At 40.7% G+C, this 17,846-nt stretch carries 20 protein-coding genes and 1 tRNA gene; 16 read left to right on the top strand and 5 right to left on the bottom strand.

Annotation, left to right across the window (positions count from 1 at the left end):
- The first annotated feature begins 1 nt into the window (after position 1).
- Positions 2-490 carry a YbaK/EbsC family protein gene (locus VB083_RS10815; protein WP_213690323.1) on the top strand — a complete coding sequence of 163 codons (489 nt, stop codon included), beginning with the start codon at positions 2-4 and terminating at the stop codon, positions 488-490.
- Here the strand turns inward: VB083_RS10815 and VB083_RS10810 are convergent.
- Positions 485-910, bottom strand: coding sequence for a PPC domain-containing DNA-binding protein (locus VB083_RS10810; protein ID WP_213690322.1), 426 nt, complete (start codon positions 908-910; stop codon positions 485-487). The genes VB083_RS10815 and VB083_RS10810 overlap by 6 nt on opposite strands.
- 100 nt (positions 911-1,010) lie before the next feature.
- On the opposite strand from VB083_RS10810, the gene VB083_RS10805 reads away from it, so the two are divergent.
- Positions 1,011-1,766: a sulfite exporter TauE/SafE family protein gene (locus tag VB083_RS10805; RefSeq protein WP_213690321.1), complete on the top strand. Its 756-nt coding sequence runs from the start codon at positions 1,011-1,013 to the stop codon at positions 1,764-1,766.
- 48 nt (positions 1,767-1,814) lie between these two features.
- Here VB083_RS10805 and VB083_RS10800 read toward each other — a convergent pair whose 3' ends face one another.
- Positions 1,815-2,804, bottom strand: coding sequence for an asparaginase (locus VB083_RS10800; protein ID WP_213690320.1), 990 nt, complete (start codon positions 2,802-2,804; stop codon positions 1,815-1,817).
- A 63-nt stretch (positions 2,805-2,867) separates the two neighbouring features.
- Positions 2,868-3,530 (bottom strand): lactate utilization protein, encoded by a 663-nt coding sequence (locus tag VB083_RS10795; protein WP_213690319.1) that lies wholly within the window; start codon positions 3,528-3,530, stop codon positions 2,868-2,870.
- A gap of 161 nt (positions 3,531-3,691) precedes the next feature.
- Between VB083_RS10795 and ylxM the strand changes: the two genes are divergently transcribed.
- The 8 genes from ylxM (at position 3,692) to VB083_RS10755 (ending at position 8,289) form a co-directional block, all read left to right on the top strand.
- On the top strand, positions 3,692-3,976 hold the full coding sequence (gene ylxM, locus VB083_RS10790; RefSeq protein ID WP_213690318.1) for a YlxM family DNA-binding protein: 285 nt from the start codon (positions 3,692-3,694) through the stop codon (positions 3,974-3,976).
- 38 nt (positions 3,977-4,014) lie between these two features.
- The gene (gene ffh / locus VB083_RS10785; protein WP_213690317.1) at positions 4,015-5,364 is read left to right on the top strand and encodes a signal recognition particle protein; all 1,350 of its coding nucleotides are present in this window, start codon (positions 4,015-4,017) and stop codon (positions 5,362-5,364) included.
- A 66-nt stretch (positions 5,365-5,430) separates the two neighbouring features.
- Positions 5,431-5,706, top strand: coding sequence for a 30S ribosomal protein S16 (gene rpsP / locus VB083_RS10780; RefSeq protein ID WP_213690316.1), 276 nt, complete (start codon positions 5,431-5,433; stop codon positions 5,704-5,706).
- Positions 5,706-5,954: a KH domain-containing protein gene (locus VB083_RS10775; RefSeq protein WP_323402049.1), complete on the top strand. Its 249-nt coding sequence runs from the start codon at positions 5,706-5,708 to the stop codon at positions 5,952-5,954. The genes rpsP and VB083_RS10775 overlap by 1 nt, the downstream gene beginning before the upstream one ends.
- Before the next feature lie 10 nt (positions 5,955-5,964).
- A complete protein-coding gene (rimM, locus tag VB083_RS10770; RefSeq protein ID WP_213690315.1) occupies positions 5,965-6,495 on the top strand; it encodes a ribosome maturation factor RimM in 531 nt (176 codons plus the stop codon).
- Positions 6,495-7,754: a tRNA (guanosine(37)-N1)-methyltransferase TrmD gene (gene trmD, locus VB083_RS10765; RefSeq protein WP_213690314.1), complete on the top strand. Its 1,260-nt coding sequence runs from the start codon at positions 6,495-6,497 to the stop codon at positions 7,752-7,754. The genes rimM and trmD overlap by 1 nt, the downstream gene beginning before the upstream one ends.
- A gap of 33 nt (positions 7,755-7,787) precedes the next feature.
- Positions 7,788-8,141, top strand: coding sequence for a 50S ribosomal protein L19 (gene rplS / locus VB083_RS10760; RefSeq protein ID WP_213690313.1), 354 nt, complete (start codon positions 7,788-7,790; stop codon positions 8,139-8,141).
- A 61-nt stretch (positions 8,142-8,202) separates the two neighbouring features.
- Positions 8,203-8,289 (top strand) — tRNA-Leu (locus tag VB083_RS10755).
- A gap of 67 nt (positions 8,290-8,356) precedes the next feature.
- Here VB083_RS10755 and VB083_RS10750 read toward each other — a convergent pair.
- Both VB083_RS10750 and VB083_RS10745 read right to left on the bottom strand, forming a co-directional pair.
- Positions 8,357-9,145: a hypothetical protein gene (locus VB083_RS10750; RefSeq protein WP_213690312.1), complete on the bottom strand. Its 789-nt coding sequence runs from the start codon at positions 9,143-9,145 to the stop codon at positions 8,357-8,359.
- 5 nt (positions 9,146-9,150) lie between these two features.
- A complete protein-coding gene (locus tag VB083_RS10745; RefSeq protein WP_323402048.1) occupies positions 9,151-10,452 on the bottom strand; it encodes an alkaline phosphatase family protein in 1,302 nt (433 codons plus the stop codon).
- 60 nt (positions 10,453-10,512) lie between these two features.
- Here VB083_RS10745 and VB083_RS10740 point away from each other — a divergent pair, with 60 nt between their 5' ends.
- The 6 genes from VB083_RS10740 (at position 10,513) to VB083_RS10715 (ending at position 17,826) form a co-directional block, all read left to right on the top strand.
- A complete protein-coding gene (locus VB083_RS10740; RefSeq protein ID WP_307879505.1) occupies positions 10,513-11,328 on the top strand; it encodes a Mut7-C RNAse domain-containing protein in 816 nt (271 codons plus the stop codon).
- A gap of 24 nt (positions 11,329-11,352) precedes the next feature.
- Positions 11,353-13,257 (top strand): tetratricopeptide repeat protein, encoded by a 1,905-nt coding sequence (locus VB083_RS10735; RefSeq protein WP_213690310.1) that lies wholly within the window; start codon positions 11,353-11,355, stop codon positions 13,255-13,257.
- Positions 13,258-13,408: 151 nt separating this feature from the next.
- On the top strand, positions 13,409-14,503 hold the full coding sequence (locus tag VB083_RS10730; RefSeq protein WP_213690309.1) for a RelA/SpoT domain-containing protein: 1,095 nt from the start codon (positions 13,409-13,411) through the stop codon (positions 14,501-14,503).
- 88 nt (positions 14,504-14,591) lie between these two features.
- A complete protein-coding gene (locus VB083_RS10725; protein ID WP_213701128.1) occupies positions 14,592-16,646 on the top strand; it encodes an acetate--CoA ligase family protein in 2,055 nt (684 codons plus the stop codon).
- A 2-nt stretch (positions 16,647-16,648) separates the two neighbouring features.
- Positions 16,649-17,251 carry a glycerol-3-phosphate 1-O-acyltransferase PlsY gene (plsY, locus tag VB083_RS10720; RefSeq protein ID WP_213701127.1) on the top strand — a complete coding sequence of 201 codons (603 nt, stop codon included), beginning with the start codon at positions 16,649-16,651 and terminating at the stop codon, positions 17,249-17,251.
- A gap of 92 nt (positions 17,252-17,343) precedes the next feature.
- A complete protein-coding gene (locus VB083_RS10715) occupies positions 17,344-17,826 on the top strand; it encodes a CtsR family transcriptional regulator (protein WP_213690306.1) in 483 nt (160 codons plus the stop codon).
- The last annotated feature ends 20 nt before the right edge of the window (positions 17,827-17,846 follow it).

Below are 17,846 nucleotides of genomic sequence, written 5' to 3'. Positions count from 1 at the left end.
GGTGTCGACGGACGTAGTTTTTGATCCAGTAGACAACGTTAAGGCTTTCCTTGATGAGAACGGTTACGAAGGAAATATCACCATAAGCAAGGAAACTATTTTTACGGTTGAGGATGCTGCTCATGCAGTAGGAGCACCTGAGGAACATATTTTGAAGACGCTCCTTTTGTTGGCTGATGAGGAACCTCTATTGGCTCTTATGTCGGGGCCGAATAGGGTTGATACAAAGAAAGTAAAAAAAATTCTGAGAGCTAAGAAAATAAAAATGGCATCTCCAGAATTTGTTTACGAATACTCGGGGTACAAAATAGGTGGGGTTTCTCCAGTTGGATATCCGGAAAAGATCCCCACTTTTTTAGATGAGGATCTTTTCCAGTATGAAACTGTATGGGCTGCTGCTGGTACTGATCATGCATTTTTCCCCGTTTCTCCCGAAGAATTATGCCGTCTTACGGAAGGAGAAAAAGCTGATATTAAAAAAGACCTATAGACGTTTTTCTGGAGCTAACGCTTCAAACCATTCGTCGAATTCTCGATTTAAATAAAGAGTTTTGAGGGGAATAATGCATATTTCAATATTGTGAAAAGTGACCGCGTGTAAGATATGACCAGCGAGGCATGTATGGTCGGGGCGACTAAATACTGCGTGTAAATGAGGATATATTCCTGCCTGTTTGTAACTGACGTTTCCACTCAGAGCAGAGAGTTCCATAACTTCGTTATACGTGACTTTTTCGTATTCCTTACCATTAAACCAACCGAAAGTGACGCTTGATACCATGCCTGCCGCCGAGACAATAACCGCAGAGTCAACATCCTGTTCTTTGCACACATAATTGATGGAATTATGGATGTCTTCTCCATCAGTGAGACGTATTACTATCATTTCATCAGTCGCTGCGTATTTCATTTCTACACCTCCCGGTGGGAAATGATCTTTTCAATATTGTATCATGGAACAGGCTACATTTTAAGAATATTAAGTTTCGTCTTACAATGGGGTGGTAGGAGTGTCGTTTTTTAACGTAGCACTTATTTTAATCGTAGGTATAGTCGCAGGTTTCTTAAATGTAGTCGCTGGTGGCGGAAGTATGTTGATGTTGCCTCTTCTCGTTTTTCTTGGAATGGATATGAGCGTAGCAAATGCAACGAATCGTGTGGGGATTTTCATGCAGAATCTTGTTGCGAGCGGGAAGTTCCACAAAGAGGGGGTTTTGCGTCCTAAGGAAGCGCTATTTTTTATTATTCCAGCAGCTTTAGGGGCAGTCGCAGGAACTTTCTTGGCTATAGAGCTCAATGAAATTTTTTTGCGAATTGTTATCTCTATTTTAATTTGTATAATGGCTGTTCTCCTCGTGATTAAGCCAAAAATGTGGGAAGGTACAGGCGTTCGCAGAGGTTCTCCATGGTTGCTTAGAATTATCTTTTTCTTTATAGGTATCTATGGTGGTTTTGTTCAGGCTGGAGTAGGCTTTTTCTTTATTTGGGCTTTTGTTGGTTTGACGGGATATGACTTGTTACATTCTAACGCAATTAAAGTTACAGTTATTCTATGTTACACAGCTATTAGCTTGCTCCTCTTCGCTTCTCGGGGATTAGTGCATTTACAGACAGGGCTTATTATTGCATGTGGCACGATGATAGGTGGCTTTTTAGGCGCTCGATTTAGTATTGCAAAGGGAAACAATTGGTTAAGATGGGTTCTAGCTACAGTAATTTTTGCGAGTGCAGCAAAAATGATTTTTGATGTTGTTCATATGTTGTAAAAGGAAAAAGAAGGCGAAGGAAATAAAATTCCTTCGCCTTCTTTTCTATTAACCATTATAGAGGTATTTTTGAAGATCTGGGCCTTTTAGCCCGGCGCCCAATCCGGCAGCTAGCTTTAAACGAGCCTGAAGTGGGCGTAAATTCCCACCATCATAAGCACCCAATTCAAGAAGTTTATTTAAACTTCCTTCGTAAGCAAAGAATTGACGAGTACGTCCCATGAAACATCGCGAGGTTATAACAACAGGAATATCATCTCGTATAATTTTTCTTAGAAATGGAATCCAAGAGGGCGGAACGGCGCCGTCGCCAAACCCCGCAATGACAAGACCATCCAGATCTTTATCCGTTGTTTCAGAAAGTATCTTGACGAGAATCTCGCCTCCTCCAAGATTTGCATATATTAACTCAACGTTTCTTGCTGGCACCAGATTTCCTTCAAGTATTTTCCCTCGTTTATATACCCTGAGTATATGAATATCTTCCCCTATTATTTCTCCAACGGGGCCTCTGTCTGGAGAAATAAAGGCGTTCCTTCGATGATTAGTTTCTTCTGTTATTTCTGCGGCGGCAAAAAGTTGGTCCTGCAGGCATATCATTACTCCCAGTCCCCAACATTTTTGAGAAGAAGCGGCATTAAGGGCTTGAGTTAAATTAATAACAGCATCTGTTCCGGCAAGGTCGTAAGGTAACGTTGCTGCTGTAAATATGACAGGCTGAGGATAGGCCCACAGAAGATCTGTTAAATAGGCCATCTCTTCTAGCGTGTCAGTACCACTTGAAACAACAATTCCGTCAATGCCATCGACAACGAGTTTATTCAATATTTGAATGAGATCAGTTGTCATACGTATAGAATAATGGCTGCTTGGTTGATGACTCCAATCCACAAGCACCACATTTTCCGTTAGGCTCTCTGGAAGCCATGAAAGCATTGTTTCTCCATTTACGGAAGGCTGTCTTCCCGTCTCTTCATCTCTTTTTAATCCAATTTGCCCTCCAGCGACTACAAGTGCTATTTTCCCTCTCTTGGGCATTTGAGCATCCCTCCTCAGGTCCGTTAAGTTTACACGAGAAATAGGAAGAATGCATCTTTGTGTTTAGTAACCAAGATTCTCTCCTACAACTATAACGTGGGTTTTTCTTCCCATAGTGGGACGTTCCAAAATGAGTACAGCTCTGCAAACACGTGATTGACTATTGCAATTAACACAATGACCTACATGAGTACATGGAGTATCAATATTTAATCGAATAGCATTTGGAGGCGTAGCTTTATCTCGTATCCGTGCAAGGGCACTGTCTATATCTCGTGCTATTTTATTTATTCCTACAACAAAAATTAGAGTATTTGTACCCCATGCCATAGCACTCACTCTATTTCCTGTTCCATCAATATTAACAAGCATGCCATCTTGAGTCAGCGCATTGGAACTTGTTAGAAAATAGTCAGATAGAAACTCTTTTTTAAGAACCTCTTTCTTTTCTTCTGGCGAGAGAGAGGGATCCCAATGCTGAGCAATAGTACATCCTCGTTCTGAGAGTTTTTCAAGAGCGCCGATTTGTCTGATGGTGACGCTTCCAGGAATTCCAACAGTTGAATTTTGAGGGATGAGGTTTAAAACCTCATCGAGGGCTTGTTGACGATTGTCAGCATAGACCGCTTCAAAGCCTTTTGATGACAGGGCTTTTACAACTTCGAGACCTAACTGACGATTACTTGTAGATTGTGCGGCTGCAAATGGATCTTGTGAATGTGTCATATTCGTGCCTCCTTCTATTGCCCATAAGGGCCGAAGATCAACCTCCTTATAATTACAAGAAATGTGAAAAAAGTCCAGCTATGCTGTAAAGGTTTTTCTCTTGACACTCAAAGTGGTGAAGCGTATAATTTCTCTGTTTTAAGAGGAGGTTCGATTTTATTATGAACGAGGAAAATCTTCTTAAAGAACGTCTTTACCTTAACGAGCTTTATGATTTGTATGGCCCTCTTTTGACAGAAAAACAACGGAACGCCTATGAATATCATGAATTCTCAGATCTTTCCATTTCAGAGATAGCTGAGCGTTTAAATACATCAAGGCAAGCTGTTTTTGATCTTATAACAAGAGCGAAAAGCAGACTCGAAGAGTTGGAAGAACTCCTAAAGCTTCATGCTCGGATAACGAACCTTGAAAAGCAAATAGAGAATTTGGAAAAAAGTTTGTAGAGAGTTACTACCCCCTTTTCCTGGGAGGGATCGTATATATGTTTGAAGCATTGAAAGAACGTTTGGAATCTGTATTTGATGCATTAAAAGGGAAGGGTAAATTATCTGAGGAAGATGTAAGTTCGGCCTTAAGAGAAGTACGGCGTGCCCTTCTTGAAGCTGATGTGGATTACAAAGTAGTTAAATCACTTGTTGATTCAATTCGTGAACGCTGCGTTGGGCGTGAGGTTCTTGATTCCATAACTCCTGGCCAGCAGGTTATTGCCATTGTTTATGAGGAATTAGTTAGCCTTATGGGGGCTGATGTGGTTCCTTTTACCATTGCTTCTAAGCCACCAACTCTTTGCATGATGGTTGGTTTGCAGGGAAGTGGTAAGACGACAACAACAGTTAAAATAGCAAAGCGCCTTCAGAATGCGCACAGACCTCTTGTCGTTGCATGTGACCTCAGACGTCCGGCAGCTATAGAGCAGTTAAAAGTTCTTGCGCAACAAAGCAAAGTTGCTTTTTACGGCCCATCCGATAACACTCAAGATGTTCTTAAAGTTGCCAAAGAGGCTCTTGCCTATGCAGAGGCTCATCTCAATGATCTTGTTATTTTTGACACAGCAGGTAGATTACACGTAGATGAAGATTTGATGGATGAGCTTAGCCAATTGAAAGAACTTGTGCAGCCCCACGAAGTATTGTTAGTTGTAGACGCCATGACAGGGCAGGAAGCAGTAAAGGTAGCGTCCAGTTTCCACGAAAAACTGACTTTGACAGGGGCAGTTTTAAGCAAGTTGGATGGAGATGCCCGCGGTGGTGCTGCATTAGCTATTCGGGCAACGACGAATGTTCCTATAAAATTTGCAGGTATAGGCGAAGGCATTGATGCTATAGAGCTTTTTGATGCGCGACGAATGGCCCAGCGTATTATTGGTATGGGCGATGTTATGGGCTTGGCAGAGCGTGTTCAGCAGGTTACATCACAGGAAGATGTCGAAAAAATTACTAAAAGTCTTAAGAAAGACAAGCTTACCATGGAAGATCTTTTGTTGCAGTTTGAACAAATAGAGAAGCTTGGGCCTCTTGATAAGATTATGGATATGCTTCCTGGCATGGGAAAAATGAAAGAGTTGAAAAATGCGGAGCTTGACCCTAAACGATTAAAACAATCCAAAGCTATCATTCAGTCTATGACAATAGAGGAGCGGCGCAATCCTCAAATTATAAAGGGAAGCCGCAGGCGGCGCATAGCTGAAGGTTCTGGTACCAGCGTACAAATGGTAAATCAACTTCTTAAACAATATGATCAAATGAAACAACTTTGGAAATATATGGGGAAGGGCAAAAAGGGACCTCGTCTCCCTAAAGGTCTTTTTGGCGGTAAAGGTTTACCCTTCTAGTATCCATATAGGAGGGCAAAGAAAGAATAGATCTATTTTTTGTAAAAGCAGGAGGTGTCATAGTCAATGGCAGTTCGAATTCGTTTGGCCCGATATGGGCGTAAGAAAAACCCATTTTACCGGCTTGTAGTCGCCGATTCTAGATCACCGCGAGATGGACGTTTCATCGATCTTCTTGGAGTATATAATCCGATGGAAGATCCCGCAGTGATTCAGGTTGACGAAGAAAAGGCTCTTCGTTGGTTGAAAAACGGAGCGTCAGCTTCTGATACCGCTCGTGGCATATTGAAGAAAGCTGGCGTGTGGGAAAAATTTGCCGCAGAGAAAAATTCTGCTGAATAATGATGTCTAACTACCAGAATCTCGTTAAGTATATTGTCGATCACCTTGTTACAGACCCTGATCAAGTACTTATCACTTCAGAAATGAATGATCGCGGCATAGTGATGGTATTGATTAAAGTTGCGCCTGAAGATGTGGGGCGAGTTATAGGGAAACGTGGAGCTACAATTAATGCTATACGTTTAGTAGTCAAGGCTGCGGCAGTGAAAGAAAACGAAAGAGTGGAAGTTGATATCGTAGCAGACTGAGGTGACAGTCATGGAAAACCGTAATCTTGTAACTATAGGGCGTATCATAGGGGTACACGGAATTCGGGGGAGCATAAAAATTATGCCTCTCACTGATTTCCCTCGTCGTTTCCTTATGATGGAGAGCCTTGCAGTTTACGGTGAAGACGACTCTTTAATGACTGTTCTCTCCATTGAAAAGATTAGAATTGCTGAAAACAAGGGAGTTCTCATTGCCGATACGATGGAACTTCAGACAGTTGAAGAGGCAGAGTGCCTCAGGGGTGGTTTGATCAAAATTCCCGAGGAAGAAAGGTATGCTTTGGAAGAAGGGGAATATTGGGTTGATGATCTAATCGGTGTCGATGTGTATGAGAAAACAACTAATTGTTATTTAGGAAAAATAAAGGATGTTTTTTCTGCAGGGGAAATGGATATCTATGCCGTTATTTCAGAAGATGGCAAAGAACACTTTATTCCAGCAGTTTCAGAGTTTATCAAAGAAGTGGATATTGAAAATCAAACCATGAAAATAGAACTTATTGAAGGATTGTGGGAATAATGCACGTTACTATTATTACAGCATTTCCCGAGTTTTTTAACGACTTCCTTTCTACAAGCATTATTGGCCGGGCCGTTGAAAAAAAACTAATAGACGTCGACGTTATCAATCTTCGAGAATTTGGGCTTGGTAACTATCATCAGATAGACGACTATTCTTTTGGTGGGGACGGTATGGTTCTCATGCCAGAGCCTCTCACAAAAGCGTTGGAAAAAGCTCGACAGACTTCTTCTGGAATGTCAACGGTAGTCTATCCTAGTCCTCAGGGGGCAATGCTTACGCAAGAAATGGTTGAATCTCTTGCTAGTCGAGAGCACATCATCATTATCTGTGGGCATTATGAAGGAATAGACGAACGTTTTTCGGAAAAGTATGTTGATGTTGAAGTTTCCATTGGAGATTATGTTTTAACGGGGGGAGAAATTCCCGCTATGGCCATTATCGATTCTATGGCTCGCCTTGTTCCCGATGTGGTAGGGCGAAATGGTGCTGTAGAGGAGGATTCCTTTTTTAGAGGAATGTTAGATTTCCCACATTTCACACGACCGGCAGTATGGGAAGATAAAGAAGTTCCACCTGTACTTCTTTCTGGTAATGATAAGGAAATAGACAGATGGCGAAAGCAGCAGGCTGTTCAACGTACATTATGTAGACGTCCTGATTTGCTCAGTCGGGCGAATATTTCTTCTTATTTGGAGAAAGGTGTATATGTGGCCTTAGTGCACCATCCTGTAATTGATCGTTGTGGGGAAAAAACAACAGCAGCGCTTACAGGGTTGGATCTTTCTGATATTAGTCGTTCTTGCCGTACCTATGGGGTGCGGAAGTTTCTTGTAATAACTCCTTTGAAAAGCCAAAGAGAACTTGCTAAAACCGTGGCTTCACATTGGGTAGAGGGGTATGGTGCTACCTCTTATCCCAGTAGAGCGGAAGCATTTAAGGTTATGAAAACGGTTTCAAATGTTGATAGAGCTATTCAGTGGATAAAAGATAAAGAGCATGACGAACCTTTAGTAATAGCGACAACTGCAAAGTTTCATGATGAAGCTATTCATTGGCTTGAAATGAAGCGCACTCTTCTTGAGTTGCAGAAACCTGTTCTTTTTCTCTTCGGTACGGCTTCCGGCTTACACGAAGATGTTCTGAATAAGTGTTCCGCACTTTTGCAACCGCTTTCTGGGGGAATGGAAGATTATAATCATCTTTCGGTTCGAACCGCTGTGGGCGTTACTCTTGACAGGTTTTTCGGTTGGAGATAAAAGATTTCGTAATGCGAGTAAGGAGGGTTAGCAATGGATGCCATTAAACTGGTAGAAAAGAAATATATGAAGAACGAAGACGAAGTACCAGCCTTTCGGGCAGGAGATACTGTGCGAGTTCACGTTAAAGTAACAGAAGGAGCACGCGAACGTATTCAGGTTTTCGAGGGTGTTGTTATTGCCCGTAAACATGGCGGGGTAAACGAGACGTTTACAGTTAGAAAAATATCGAATGGCATAGGAGTAGAGAGGGTTTTCCCTATCCACTGCCCATCAATCGATAAGATAGAAGTGAAACGTCTTGGTAAAGTACGCAGAGCAAAGCTTTATTATCTGAGAAAACTCAGCGGAAAAGCTGCTCGTATTAAAGAAAGAAGAGAATTTTAGTTTTTTAGCTTATAAACGTATTGACTTAATAGGTAAGCCCTATTATAATAACCGTCGTTCTGCGGGGGTGGCGGAACAGGTAGACGCGCAAGGCTAAGGACCTTGTGGCCTCTGGGCTGTGGGAGTTCGAGTCTCCCCCTCCGCACCATATCTGAGTTGAAAAGGGAAACACATTTTGTGTTTCCCTTTTTTTATGTGCGGTTATACAGAAAACCTTAATTACTAATGTTTTTTCGAATGTAATTTTCTATAAGAGGTATGGCGAAGTCGTTGAGGTATTTTTTTATAGCATCTTCATCATAGGTGACATTTCCATTTTCATCTACATAATTGCCACTTAGAACACATTCTAATTGACGTTTCCCCCGATCCCACGGAACGCCTAGTATTTTTTCTATATCGCTGCTTTGTTTCACATATCTTATAGGCATTTCCAAAGAGAAATCGAATTTTTTATATAAGCTAAGATAGCCTTCAAGGGATACACGTAGCTGATTGATTTTCAACATACCGTTGTGGGATTCTCGCTCTCCGGCTATAACCGCCTTGGCTCCGATGAGAAGAGCTAAGGGAATGCGAATAGCGTGTAAATATAAGTGGCAACCGATACAAGGGGTATAGAATCCAAATTTTTGAATAGATGTGGTGGTGATTGAGCCGCAAAGCTTTTTCCAGAGTGAAGGGGCTCCCATAACAACAGGAGTATAAATATCAACAGAGAGTGTACTCAAATGACCTTTCATGTAATCAAGGTTATCGTATAGGCATTCCCAAAGGCCGTATTCGGTTGCGGTATAAGCTATTGTTGGCAAAATGCCCTTTACAGTGTTATTTTCCATATACTTGAAGAGGGCTGCAAAGCTATCTCTTCCTGCTACTTCTAAAATGACAATATCCTGTGTTTTTAGCATCTTTTCTATTTCTTCAGATGGCAACATCCACGATGGAAAATCAGAAATGAGATCAGGCTTCTCCAATAGAATTTTTTTTATGCGTTCATCCATACTTTTCACTCCTTTAAGGGAATGTAATGGCCCGGATAATACGGTTGATCGATAGGGGAGTCCATGAGACCCGCCAATTTTCCGCGATCAAGCAAATTCAAAATCATATACATGAGCTCGTGTCCTCGCAATAATCCAAGACAGCCTTGGGCGCAGCTTATTTCGTCAAATTTTCTAACGTTATCTTTCCTTGCATAACATCCTGACATGAGAATAGGGACAGTTTCTCCTGAATGAATCATATTTCCTACACTTGCTGTGGAATGATCCGAAGTAACGATAAATAAAACATCGTTATCAGGAATAATGTGTTTCCGAGCGAATTCAAAAGCCTTATCAAGTTGCTCTATAACATCAATTTTCTTTTGGTAATTTCTTTCGTGTGCTGCCTCGTCAGTAGCTTTGGTATGAACATAGATAAAGTCGTAGTCAGTTGCATAGTAGGCCATGCGAAGTCTTTCCTCCAAGTCTTTGCCAGGAAAGATTGAATCTTTGACTCGCTGTATATCCATACCAAGAATAGAACATAAACCATGATAAATTGCTCCAGAAGCGATACATAAGGCCTTAAGTCCCCATTTTTCATGAAAGGGAAGAAGAGGACGATATTGTCCTGCTCTTTGAAGGCCAATAAAGTTTACGGGAGGCTCGTTATTGTTTACTCTCTTTATGTTTATAGGATGGGATGATAAAACCAAATATGACCATTTTACATATTCATTGAGAATCGCTGCCGTATGTTGGGCTTTTTTTAAATCGCAGGCGTCTTTTCTTGGAAGGACCTTCATTATGGGGCGCTCTTCGTAGATAGGATTCGAATCTGTAACTTCCGAAGAAAGTCCCAATCCGCGCATAATAGAAAGTCCAGCAATTCCTTTTGTAGGGATAAATTCTATTTCTATATTGTCTTTTCGATAAAATCTAATGGCTTCGTGAAGAGGCTTCAACAGATCTGGTGCCAAATCCATTTTTTCTACCTTTAGAATATAAAAATTATTTGTTTTGGCAACAGAAAATGTTCTTGAGAGGAGAGCGACTTCATTATCCTGAACGGGGAAACCTTCCGCTTTTGCTTCTATGTACCCCCTTCCAGGAAAGTCAGCAAGATCATAACCGAACATAATAAAATGGGCCATTTCACTGGGCATAGCCTGTCCTTGCAGACAACTGTGATAGAGTCCGCAACTTCCCGTTTTTGCAATATAGTCTAAATTAGGTGTCCGAGCAGCTTGAAGGGGAGTATGCTTCCCTATAGCTGCTATTCCCTTATCGCCTAATCCATCCAGAACTACAAGTATGCATCTCATAAAGCGATTATAATATACAAATAAATGTGCGCCTAGGCATTTTTGAAGGGGGGGTTCAGTATGGGGATGAGGGCACAAATTTCTTTCTCTGATGTCTTTATATATTTTTTAAAAAGACCTGAATCGAAACTTTCGAAACTGAGCTTTAGATTAAAGAGGCGAACCTCAGTGAAAGATGCGATAGAAGCATTGGGTGTTCCTCATACTGAAGTGGGGGGAATAAAGATAAATGGCATGTCAGCAGGTTTTGACTCTATCCTTGATATGGATGACCAAGCTGAAGTGCTTCCCTTTTTACCTCCTGTAGATGTAACACAAGCAACACTTTTACGTCCTGATCCCTACTTGATGCCACGGTTTATAATTGACGTTAATGTGGCAAAATTAGGGGCCCTTCTTCGGCTTATGGGGCTTGATTCTGCGTATAATAGCAAGTGGCATGATGAAAAAATTGCCCAAATTTCTATGGAAGAGCAGCGTATTGTTTTAACTCGTGATCGTTCTCTTTTGAAGAGAAAAATTGTTGTATATGGTCGGCTTATTCGAGAGCAGAATCCATGGGCGCAGCTGGTAGAAGTTCTGACATTTTATGATGTGCATAAATGGCTTCTCCCCTTTAGCAGGTGTAGCTTATGCAATGAAATTCTTTGCCCTGTACCAAAGAAGGAGATCCTAGACTCAATAGAGCCTCTTACTCGGACATTTTATGATGAATTTACACAATGTCCATCATGTGGTCAAATATACTGGGCCGGGTCACATAAACATCGAATAATTAAAAGGATACAGAACATTCTGGAGAAAACCCATCGAATGGGATTGCAGTATGATGTTAATGTTGGTAGACTTTTTAATGAAGATTCAAATTGCAATTGATGTTTTAAGAAAGGAGCTCTTGAGGTGAAAAAAAGTTTAGAAGAATGGCTTCGTGGCGATACCGTTCAACATAAGAATAATGATTTAGGGCTCCCTATAGTAGCTTTACATTCACCTCTTGACCTTCCTGTTGTTGCTCTTGCGAAAACAGAAAGTGACGAAGAGGAAATAGAAGAAAAGAAAGATGTATCAAAATCAGAACTTGAATTAACATTCCCCGAAGTAGAAACAGACGTTGAAGAACGGGGAGATTTGCAAATTGAGATTGAAGAAGAAAGACAAAACGAGAAGAGAGAAAGTATCAACGTAGAAGCTGAGTCGCTGTTTGAGAATGGAGAAAAAAACGAGTCTACAGCAGAAGATGATTTTGAATTAAAACCAGAGAAAGAAATTGAGCCAGAAACAGAACCCAAAATGCTTATATCGGAAAATTTAGAAGATGAAAAAAATAAAGAGGCATTTTGGGGCGGGAAAAAAACGTTAGCTTTAGGTTTGGCCCTTTCTGCTGCTGCTGGTTTGTATATGTATAAAACGTTGACTGCGCCTGAAACGTTGCTTTCTAAAGGTCACGATTTTTATGAATTAAAAGAGTATAATCAAGCATTAAATTATTATCAAAAGGTCTTAAAGAAAAACCCACAAAACACCGAAGCTTTAATAGCAATAGCCAAAACTCTCGAGAACACAGGTAAACGAGGAGAGGCTGTTGATGCTTATTTTAAGGTATTGAGAGTAGATCCAGATAATAGTGAAGCGTATCTTCGTTTGGGAGATTTGCTCTATGCGTTAGGATCTAGAGATAAAGCGCTGCAATCATACAGAGAAGTACTTCGGATAGAGCAAAGTAATATCCCTGCACTTTTAGGTATAGCTCGTTGCTTCTTTGATCAGAAAGATTGGCAGAAGGCTTTAGATTCTTATAGCCAAATTTTATTGCTTGAGCCTGGGAATATGGAATCTCTTACTCAGAAGAGGGTCATAGAGGATATCCTTGCTATGCATGAGGAAGATGAAAAGCGCTTGGAGGAAGAATCACAAATTTTAGCCCAGGCGAACGAGAAGAAAAAAACTGCCCAACGTGCTCTTTCATTGATGGCGTACAGTGAAGCAGAACAGATTTATAGAGAAGTGCTTCTTCTCAATCCTAGAGATTGGGAAGCACAAGAAGAACGGAAGTATTGTCTTGAGAAGATGGCAGGTCTTCATAAAGAATTTAATCTTTATACCCGAATAGACGATATAATATCGAAGAATTTGCCTCATGAAGAGCAGCGTGATGCAAACGGTGAAACAAAAGAGATACAGCCCCAAAAGAAGATATTGAGAAGTGAGCCATTGAAAAAGGTTCGCATTGTGCCTGTTTATTCTCCTCGCCCACTAGCACTTTCTGTTGAAGCTGAAATGAAAAAGAATTCACCAGAAGAGTTAGTACGACGTATGGTTGATTTGAGTAAAACGCAGAATTTCGCAGAATTACTCCGTACAGGGTGGGAATACATCTTTTCTTTGGAAAAAATAGCAACTGAGGAGCTTAATAGTGAAATCAAGATAGAAAAAGTACGCTTCTTCGGAAGTCTTTCTATACCATATAAAACAACGCCCACATGGATAGAACCAATTATAGATAATCATTTTGACTCTTTGCAAACGTTGCGTAGAGCCATTAAACTCAATTTGATAGATCGTAAAGTATATATGATGATGTCTCAAGCTTGGGAAGATTTACACAAGAAAAATAACGTTTCTTTAGCTGAAAAGGCCCAACAAGAAGAAGCTTTCTATTCTTCTCTTTTAGCACATGCTGCCTATCAATCTCGTCTTCCAGAAGAGGCATGGGATGCCATTGAAAGAGCAAAACAGCTCGCGCCAGACAATTTATATATTGCGAGGTTACATTTAATTCTTGCAAATTGCCTTAAAAAGGCCTGAAAACTAAATTGTCCTTTTCAAGTTGCGCGACTTAATATATACTACAGACGGCTTTACGGCCTCTGATTTTCAGAAGCTGGTGGAGGAGCAATACCTCTAACGGGTTTGCAGAAGACGAAATGATCTAACATTAACAGGCGGTGATTAATGTATGGAAGGTCGGAAGGCTGAAGAATGGGGCAGAGCTTACGTAGAGAAGCTCTCTCTTTACGAAGAATTTACAATGCGTGTGAAGAATCTTGTTCAAGATTTAATTGGGCAAGAAGATATAATGGTGTATGGAATTCAAGGCAGCGCGAAAAACCCTGATGAATTTATTTCAGAGTTAGCGAAGAGAGATGAAGGTGAACTTTCTTCGCTTGGAGCATTTCAAGACCTTTCTCAGGTGCGGATATTGCTCCATTTCCCAGAAGATGTACGTAATGTGGAAAAGATATTGCAGCAAGAATTTCTTGTAGATCTTGCCCACTCAGTTACGACGTCAAGTTTGGTGAATGACCCTGAAAGATTTGGGTATCCTTCTATTTCATATGTTGTTTCTCTTTCAAATGAGCGGAGCAGACTTCGGGAGTGGAGTAAATATAGAGATTTAAAGTGTACAGTGCTTGTTCGGACAGTGATCCAAGAAGCATGGGCTACAATTTCTCCCAAAGTGAGTACCACCGCCACTGATACTTTGACACAGAAGAAATTGAAAAGAAAACTTATACGGCTTAGTGCACTTCTTGAAGAAGCTGACGAAGGCTTTTTAGCTTTGTGGGATGCGGCGAAGGATTCTTCTATGCTTGTTGCTCCTTCTCGAACGGAGCCTGTACAAGAAGAGGAAAAGCAATCTCAGGTTCTTTCTCAACAAAATTTAGCAGATTATTTTAAAGAACATAAAGAGATAGCGGAAGAATGGGCAGCAAATGCAGTTAAAGCCGGTTTCCCTGCTTTTTATCCAACTGAAGAATATTTAGCTGAGAGCTTTACATATCTTTATGATATGTTGCAAGCTTCTGAAATAAAAACAATAGAAGATTTAGATCGCTTTATCAAAGATATTCACAAGAACGGCCTCGGTATGGAACAGTTGGAATCCATTGTTAAAGCTTTTGAAAAAGAGAACGCAAATTGGCGTGTTGATGGGTTTTCTGCTTTGTTCTTATTACTTTTAAATATGAAATGGGATGTGCTTCAAGAGAAAGATCTTGTTGCTTTAAATGTCAAAAAAGGTTCGGATCGAATAAAAGGTCTCGTCGATTAATTTTTCTCTTCCCATAGTTGATTATAATAAGGGAGGGCGTCAAGCTCTCCCTTATTTCTATGTGAGCATCAGGAAGGACTGATCTCTAATGTTCAATGCTAATTTGGATAGATTATTTAGTCCTCAGTCAGTTACTTTTATTGGTGAGGGATCTGCGTGGCGAGGTGCGTGTGCTCGGGCAGTAGAAACTTTAAAGCAGTCTGCATTTACAGGGCAAATTTTTGAAGTTCATGATGGCACAGAGCCAGTAAAATCTTCAGATTTGGCTGTTTTAGATGTCCCATTGCCGAGAGTATTACCTTGGATAGATATATGTGCAGAACAAAAAATTCCGTATATTATGCTCCTTTCTTCAGAACAAAGTAGCATTTGGAGTCAGGAAGATATCAATAGAGTAAACAAGCGTTTGGAAGAGGAAAAAGTATGTCTTCTAGGCCCGGATTCTATGGGATTTATGAATTTAAAGCATAATGTTGTTATTTCTCCTTTTCAAGGAAGTTTTAGCTGGGAAGATAAATGTGGAAAAGTTGCTCTCGTATCTCAAAGCGGTGATTTGGGGTTTGCTATCGCATCTGCTGCTAGGATGGCGGGAACAAATTTCCGTTATGTTGTAACAACTGGGGGCACGGCCGATATTGACACAGTGGATATTGGCAGATGGATACTAAAGGATTCCTCTGTAAAATTATTGCTTTTTTGCTTAGAAGGGTTACATGATGGAATTGCATTTTTAAGAATGGCTCGTGACGCGAATATAAAAGGGGTTCGGATAGGCGTTCTTAAAGGCGGGCTTAATGTATCTTCTCGCCAGGCTATTACTAGTCATGTTTCTGTTGTTGCGGGAAATTCTTCAATTTGGAATGCTGCATTTAGACAATTCGGAATACTTCCTCTTCGAGATGTGGATGAAATTGTTGACCTTGCAAGAGTTTATAATTCATTTATACCACCGAATGGCCGAAAAACTGTTATTGTTTCCCCTTCTCAAGGAGCCGGAATTACATTTTCAGATAATTGTTTTGAAGAGGGGCTGAAGGTTCCCTCTATTCCCGAAGATTTACAGAGAGAATTTAAGAAAAGTCTTCCTGATAATGTTTACGTTAAAAATCCTATCGATTTAGCTTCTCTTGGTGCCGAAGGATCAGAGGATATATCGTATCTTCTTCGTCGTCTTATGGATTCTCCAAACCTGGATATAATTACAGCAATACTTACTGAAAGCAAGGGTGAAGAGGTTCGTAATATTTTGGCTGCTTTACTTGATGTAGCTCGCCAGAAAACGCATCCTATAGTTTGTTGTTCCATTGGAGATATTGAGGAAGAGGAAGTTAAAGAAATGTTGAATGAGGAAGGCATTCCATTCTTTACCAGCCCTAGAAGGTGTGCTCGAGCACTTGCCGGTCTAAGTGCTCCAGTTCCATCTCTTGATAAAATGATGCCAGTAAGTTGTGAGGAATGCGTGATAAAAGGAGAGGATCTACTTCCTAAATTGCCACAAAAAATGACAGAATATGATGCAAAGAGATTGCTTGCTTTCCACAATATCGATGTAACGAGAGAGTACTTATGTCAATCTTTGGAAGAAGCACTTGAAGCTGCCGAAATGATTGGATACCCTGTTGCTCTCAAAGTAATGTCTCCTAATATCGTTCATAAAAGTGAAGCTCGTATTATTGCTCTAAACTTGAATAGCGAAGAAGAGTTGAGGAATGCATACGGGCGAACTCTAGAAAAAGCTCGCTTGGCCAATCCAGAGGCTGACATAAGAGGTGTTCTTGTTCAGGAAATGCTTAAAGATGGTATCGAATGTACTGTGGCCATAAAAAGAGATACTATCTTTGGCTCTGTCCTTTCTGTTGGTCTGGGAGGCGTTTATGCGAGTGCCGTTCGAGATAGTGTGTTGCGAATAGCTCCTGTAGATGAAGAAAACGCTATGGCGATGATTCGAGATTTGAAGGGGTACTCCCTCTTAAAGGGTGCCTGGGGCAGGCCTAGTTATGATGTTGCGGCCTTTGCTAAGATGGTTGCTCGTCTCTCTAATTTGGCGTGCATAGAAGATCAGCTTGTTCAGTTAGAAATAAACCCTGTTTTTGTTAAAAAAAAGGGGTCTGTTGTTGTTGATGCTTTTGTTGTGAGGAGGTAAAAATGTCTGGCTGGATATGGGTTCTCGTAGGGTATTTGGCAGGCTCGTTCCCTACTGGGTATGTTATCGTAAAACTTTTGCGTAACGAAGATATTCGAAATTTTGGTTCAGGGAATATTGGTGCGACTAATGTCGGGCGCCGAATGGGTAAAAAGTGGGCTGTAGCCGTAACGTTGATTGACATGATAAAGGGTGGCGTTGTTTTGATTCTTGCAAGAGTAATGAATGTAGAAAGCCCCCCCCTTATTGCAGCAATTGCCTTCGCCAGCGTTTGTGGTCACAATTTCCCCTTATGGCTCGGTTTTAAGGGGGGAAAAGGAGTGGCAACAACTTTTGGAGTTGTCTTTTTTATGATTCCTCCCTATAGCTCATACGCTGCACTCACTGCTGGAATAATCTGGTATGGAGTAATGAAAGTGTCACGATATGTGTCATTGGCATCCCTTATATCGTTGTTTAGCCTCCCTGTTTTTTTCTTAATTTTGAAACTCAAACCTTCCTACGTGTTGGCTGTTCTCTTCATGGCCTTATTAGCATCATTTCGCCATCGAGAAAATATAAAACGAATGCAACACGGAGAAGAGTCGAGAATTGGCGAAAAGTGATCACTTTTGTACAGAGGATGCCTATCTTGACTAATGTTGACCATCCCTCTACAATAAGAATACCCAACGATTTGGTGTAGGAGGTTTCAGCTATGCCTAGCCTAACTGAGATTATTGAAGATTACATTAATAAACTTTTTGAAGATGAAGTAGAGGAAGACGCAGTTTCTCTACGACGTAAGGATCTTGCAGAGATTTTTGGCTGCGTTCCTAGTCAGATTAATTATGTTTTAAGAAGTCGTTTTACTCCAGAAAGAGGTTACATTGTAGAGAGCCAACGTGGTGGACACGGATATATTCGTATTGTACGTATTTGTTACGATATGCCGGAAGAAAAGGTTAATCATATTGATGAAATAGTTGGAAATGCTATCAGTGAGCAAGATGCTAAGAGATTATTAGCAGCTTTACAAGAGAGAGAACTTCTTTCTTCCAGAGAACGTCTTTTAATAGAAATTGCTATGCGTTTTGTTGATGAGCTGGCCACGTCTGATTTTGATGTTTCACCATATAAACGTAACGCTTTGCAAGCAGAGGTGTTGAGAAGAATGCTTCGAGGTCTTGCTCTTGCTTAAAGGAGTACCATTTGAAAGGA

This window comes from Aminobacterium sp., from assembly GCF_034926885.1.
Taxonomy (GTDB): Bacteria; Synergistota; Synergistia; order Synergistales; family Aminobacteriaceae; genus Aminobacterium.
Note: the sequence above shows the minus strand (reverse complement) of the source record. Positions and strands in the feature narration are given on the sequence as shown.

Bases quoted from the DNA above. Each gene is read 5' to 3' on its own strand.
- VB083_RS10810 (WP_213690322.1), bottom strand. From the start codon at position 910: ATGAAATACGCAGCGACTGATGAAATGATAGTAATACGTCTCACTGAT.
- VB083_RS10800 (WP_213690320.1), bottom strand. From the start codon at position 2,804: ATGCCCAAGAGAGGGAAAATAGCACTTGTAGTCGCTGGAGGGCAAATT.
- VB083_RS10795 (WP_213690319.1), bottom strand. From the start codon at position 3,530: ATGACACATTCACAAGATCCATTTGCAGCCGCACAATCTACAAGTAAT.
- ylxM (WP_213690318.1), top strand. From the start codon at position 3,692: ATGAACGAGGAAAATCTTCTTAAAGAACGTCTTTACCTTAACGAGCTT.
- ffh (WP_213690317.1), top strand. From the start codon at position 4,015: ATGTTTGAAGCATTGAAAGAACGTTTGGAATCTGTATTTGATGCATTA.
- rpsP (WP_213690316.1), top strand. From the start codon at position 5,431: ATGGCAGTTCGAATTCGTTTGGCCCGATATGGGCGTAAGAAAAACCCA.
- VB083_RS10775 (WP_323402049.1), top strand. From the start codon at position 5,706: ATGATGTCTAACTACCAGAATCTCGTTAAGTATATTGTCGATCACCTT.
- rimM (WP_213690315.1), top strand. From the start codon at position 5,965: ATGGAAAACCGTAATCTTGTAACTATAGGGCGTATCATAGGGGTACAC.
- trmD (WP_213690314.1), top strand. From the start codon at position 6,495: ATGCACGTTACTATTATTACAGCATTTCCCGAGTTTTTTAACGACTTC.
- rplS (WP_213690313.1), top strand. From the start codon at position 7,788: ATGGATGCCATTAAACTGGTAGAAAAGAAATATATGAAGAACGAAGAC.
- VB083_RS10750 (WP_213690312.1), bottom strand. From the start codon at position 9,145: ATGGATGAACGCATAAAAAAAATTCTATTGGAGAAGCCTGATCTCATT.
- VB083_RS10745 (WP_323402048.1), bottom strand. From the start codon at position 10,452: ATGAGATGCATACTTGTAGTTCTGGATGGATTAGGCGATAAGGGAATA.
- VB083_RS10740 (WP_307879505.1), top strand. From the start codon at position 10,513: ATGGGGATGAGGGCACAAATTTCTTTCTCTGATGTCTTTATATATTTT.
- VB083_RS10730 (WP_213690309.1), top strand. From the start codon at position 13,409: ATGGAAGGTCGGAAGGCTGAAGAATGGGGCAGAGCTTACGTAGAGAAG.
- VB083_RS10725 (WP_213701128.1), top strand. From the start codon at position 14,592: ATGTTCAATGCTAATTTGGATAGATTATTTAGTCCTCAGTCAGTTACT.
- plsY (WP_213701127.1), top strand. From the start codon at position 16,649: ATGTCTGGCTGGATATGGGTTCTCGTAGGGTATTTGGCAGGCTCGTTC.
- VB083_RS10715 (WP_213690306.1), top strand. From the start codon at position 17,344: ATGCCTAGCCTAACTGAGATTATTGAAGATTACATTAATAAACTTTTT.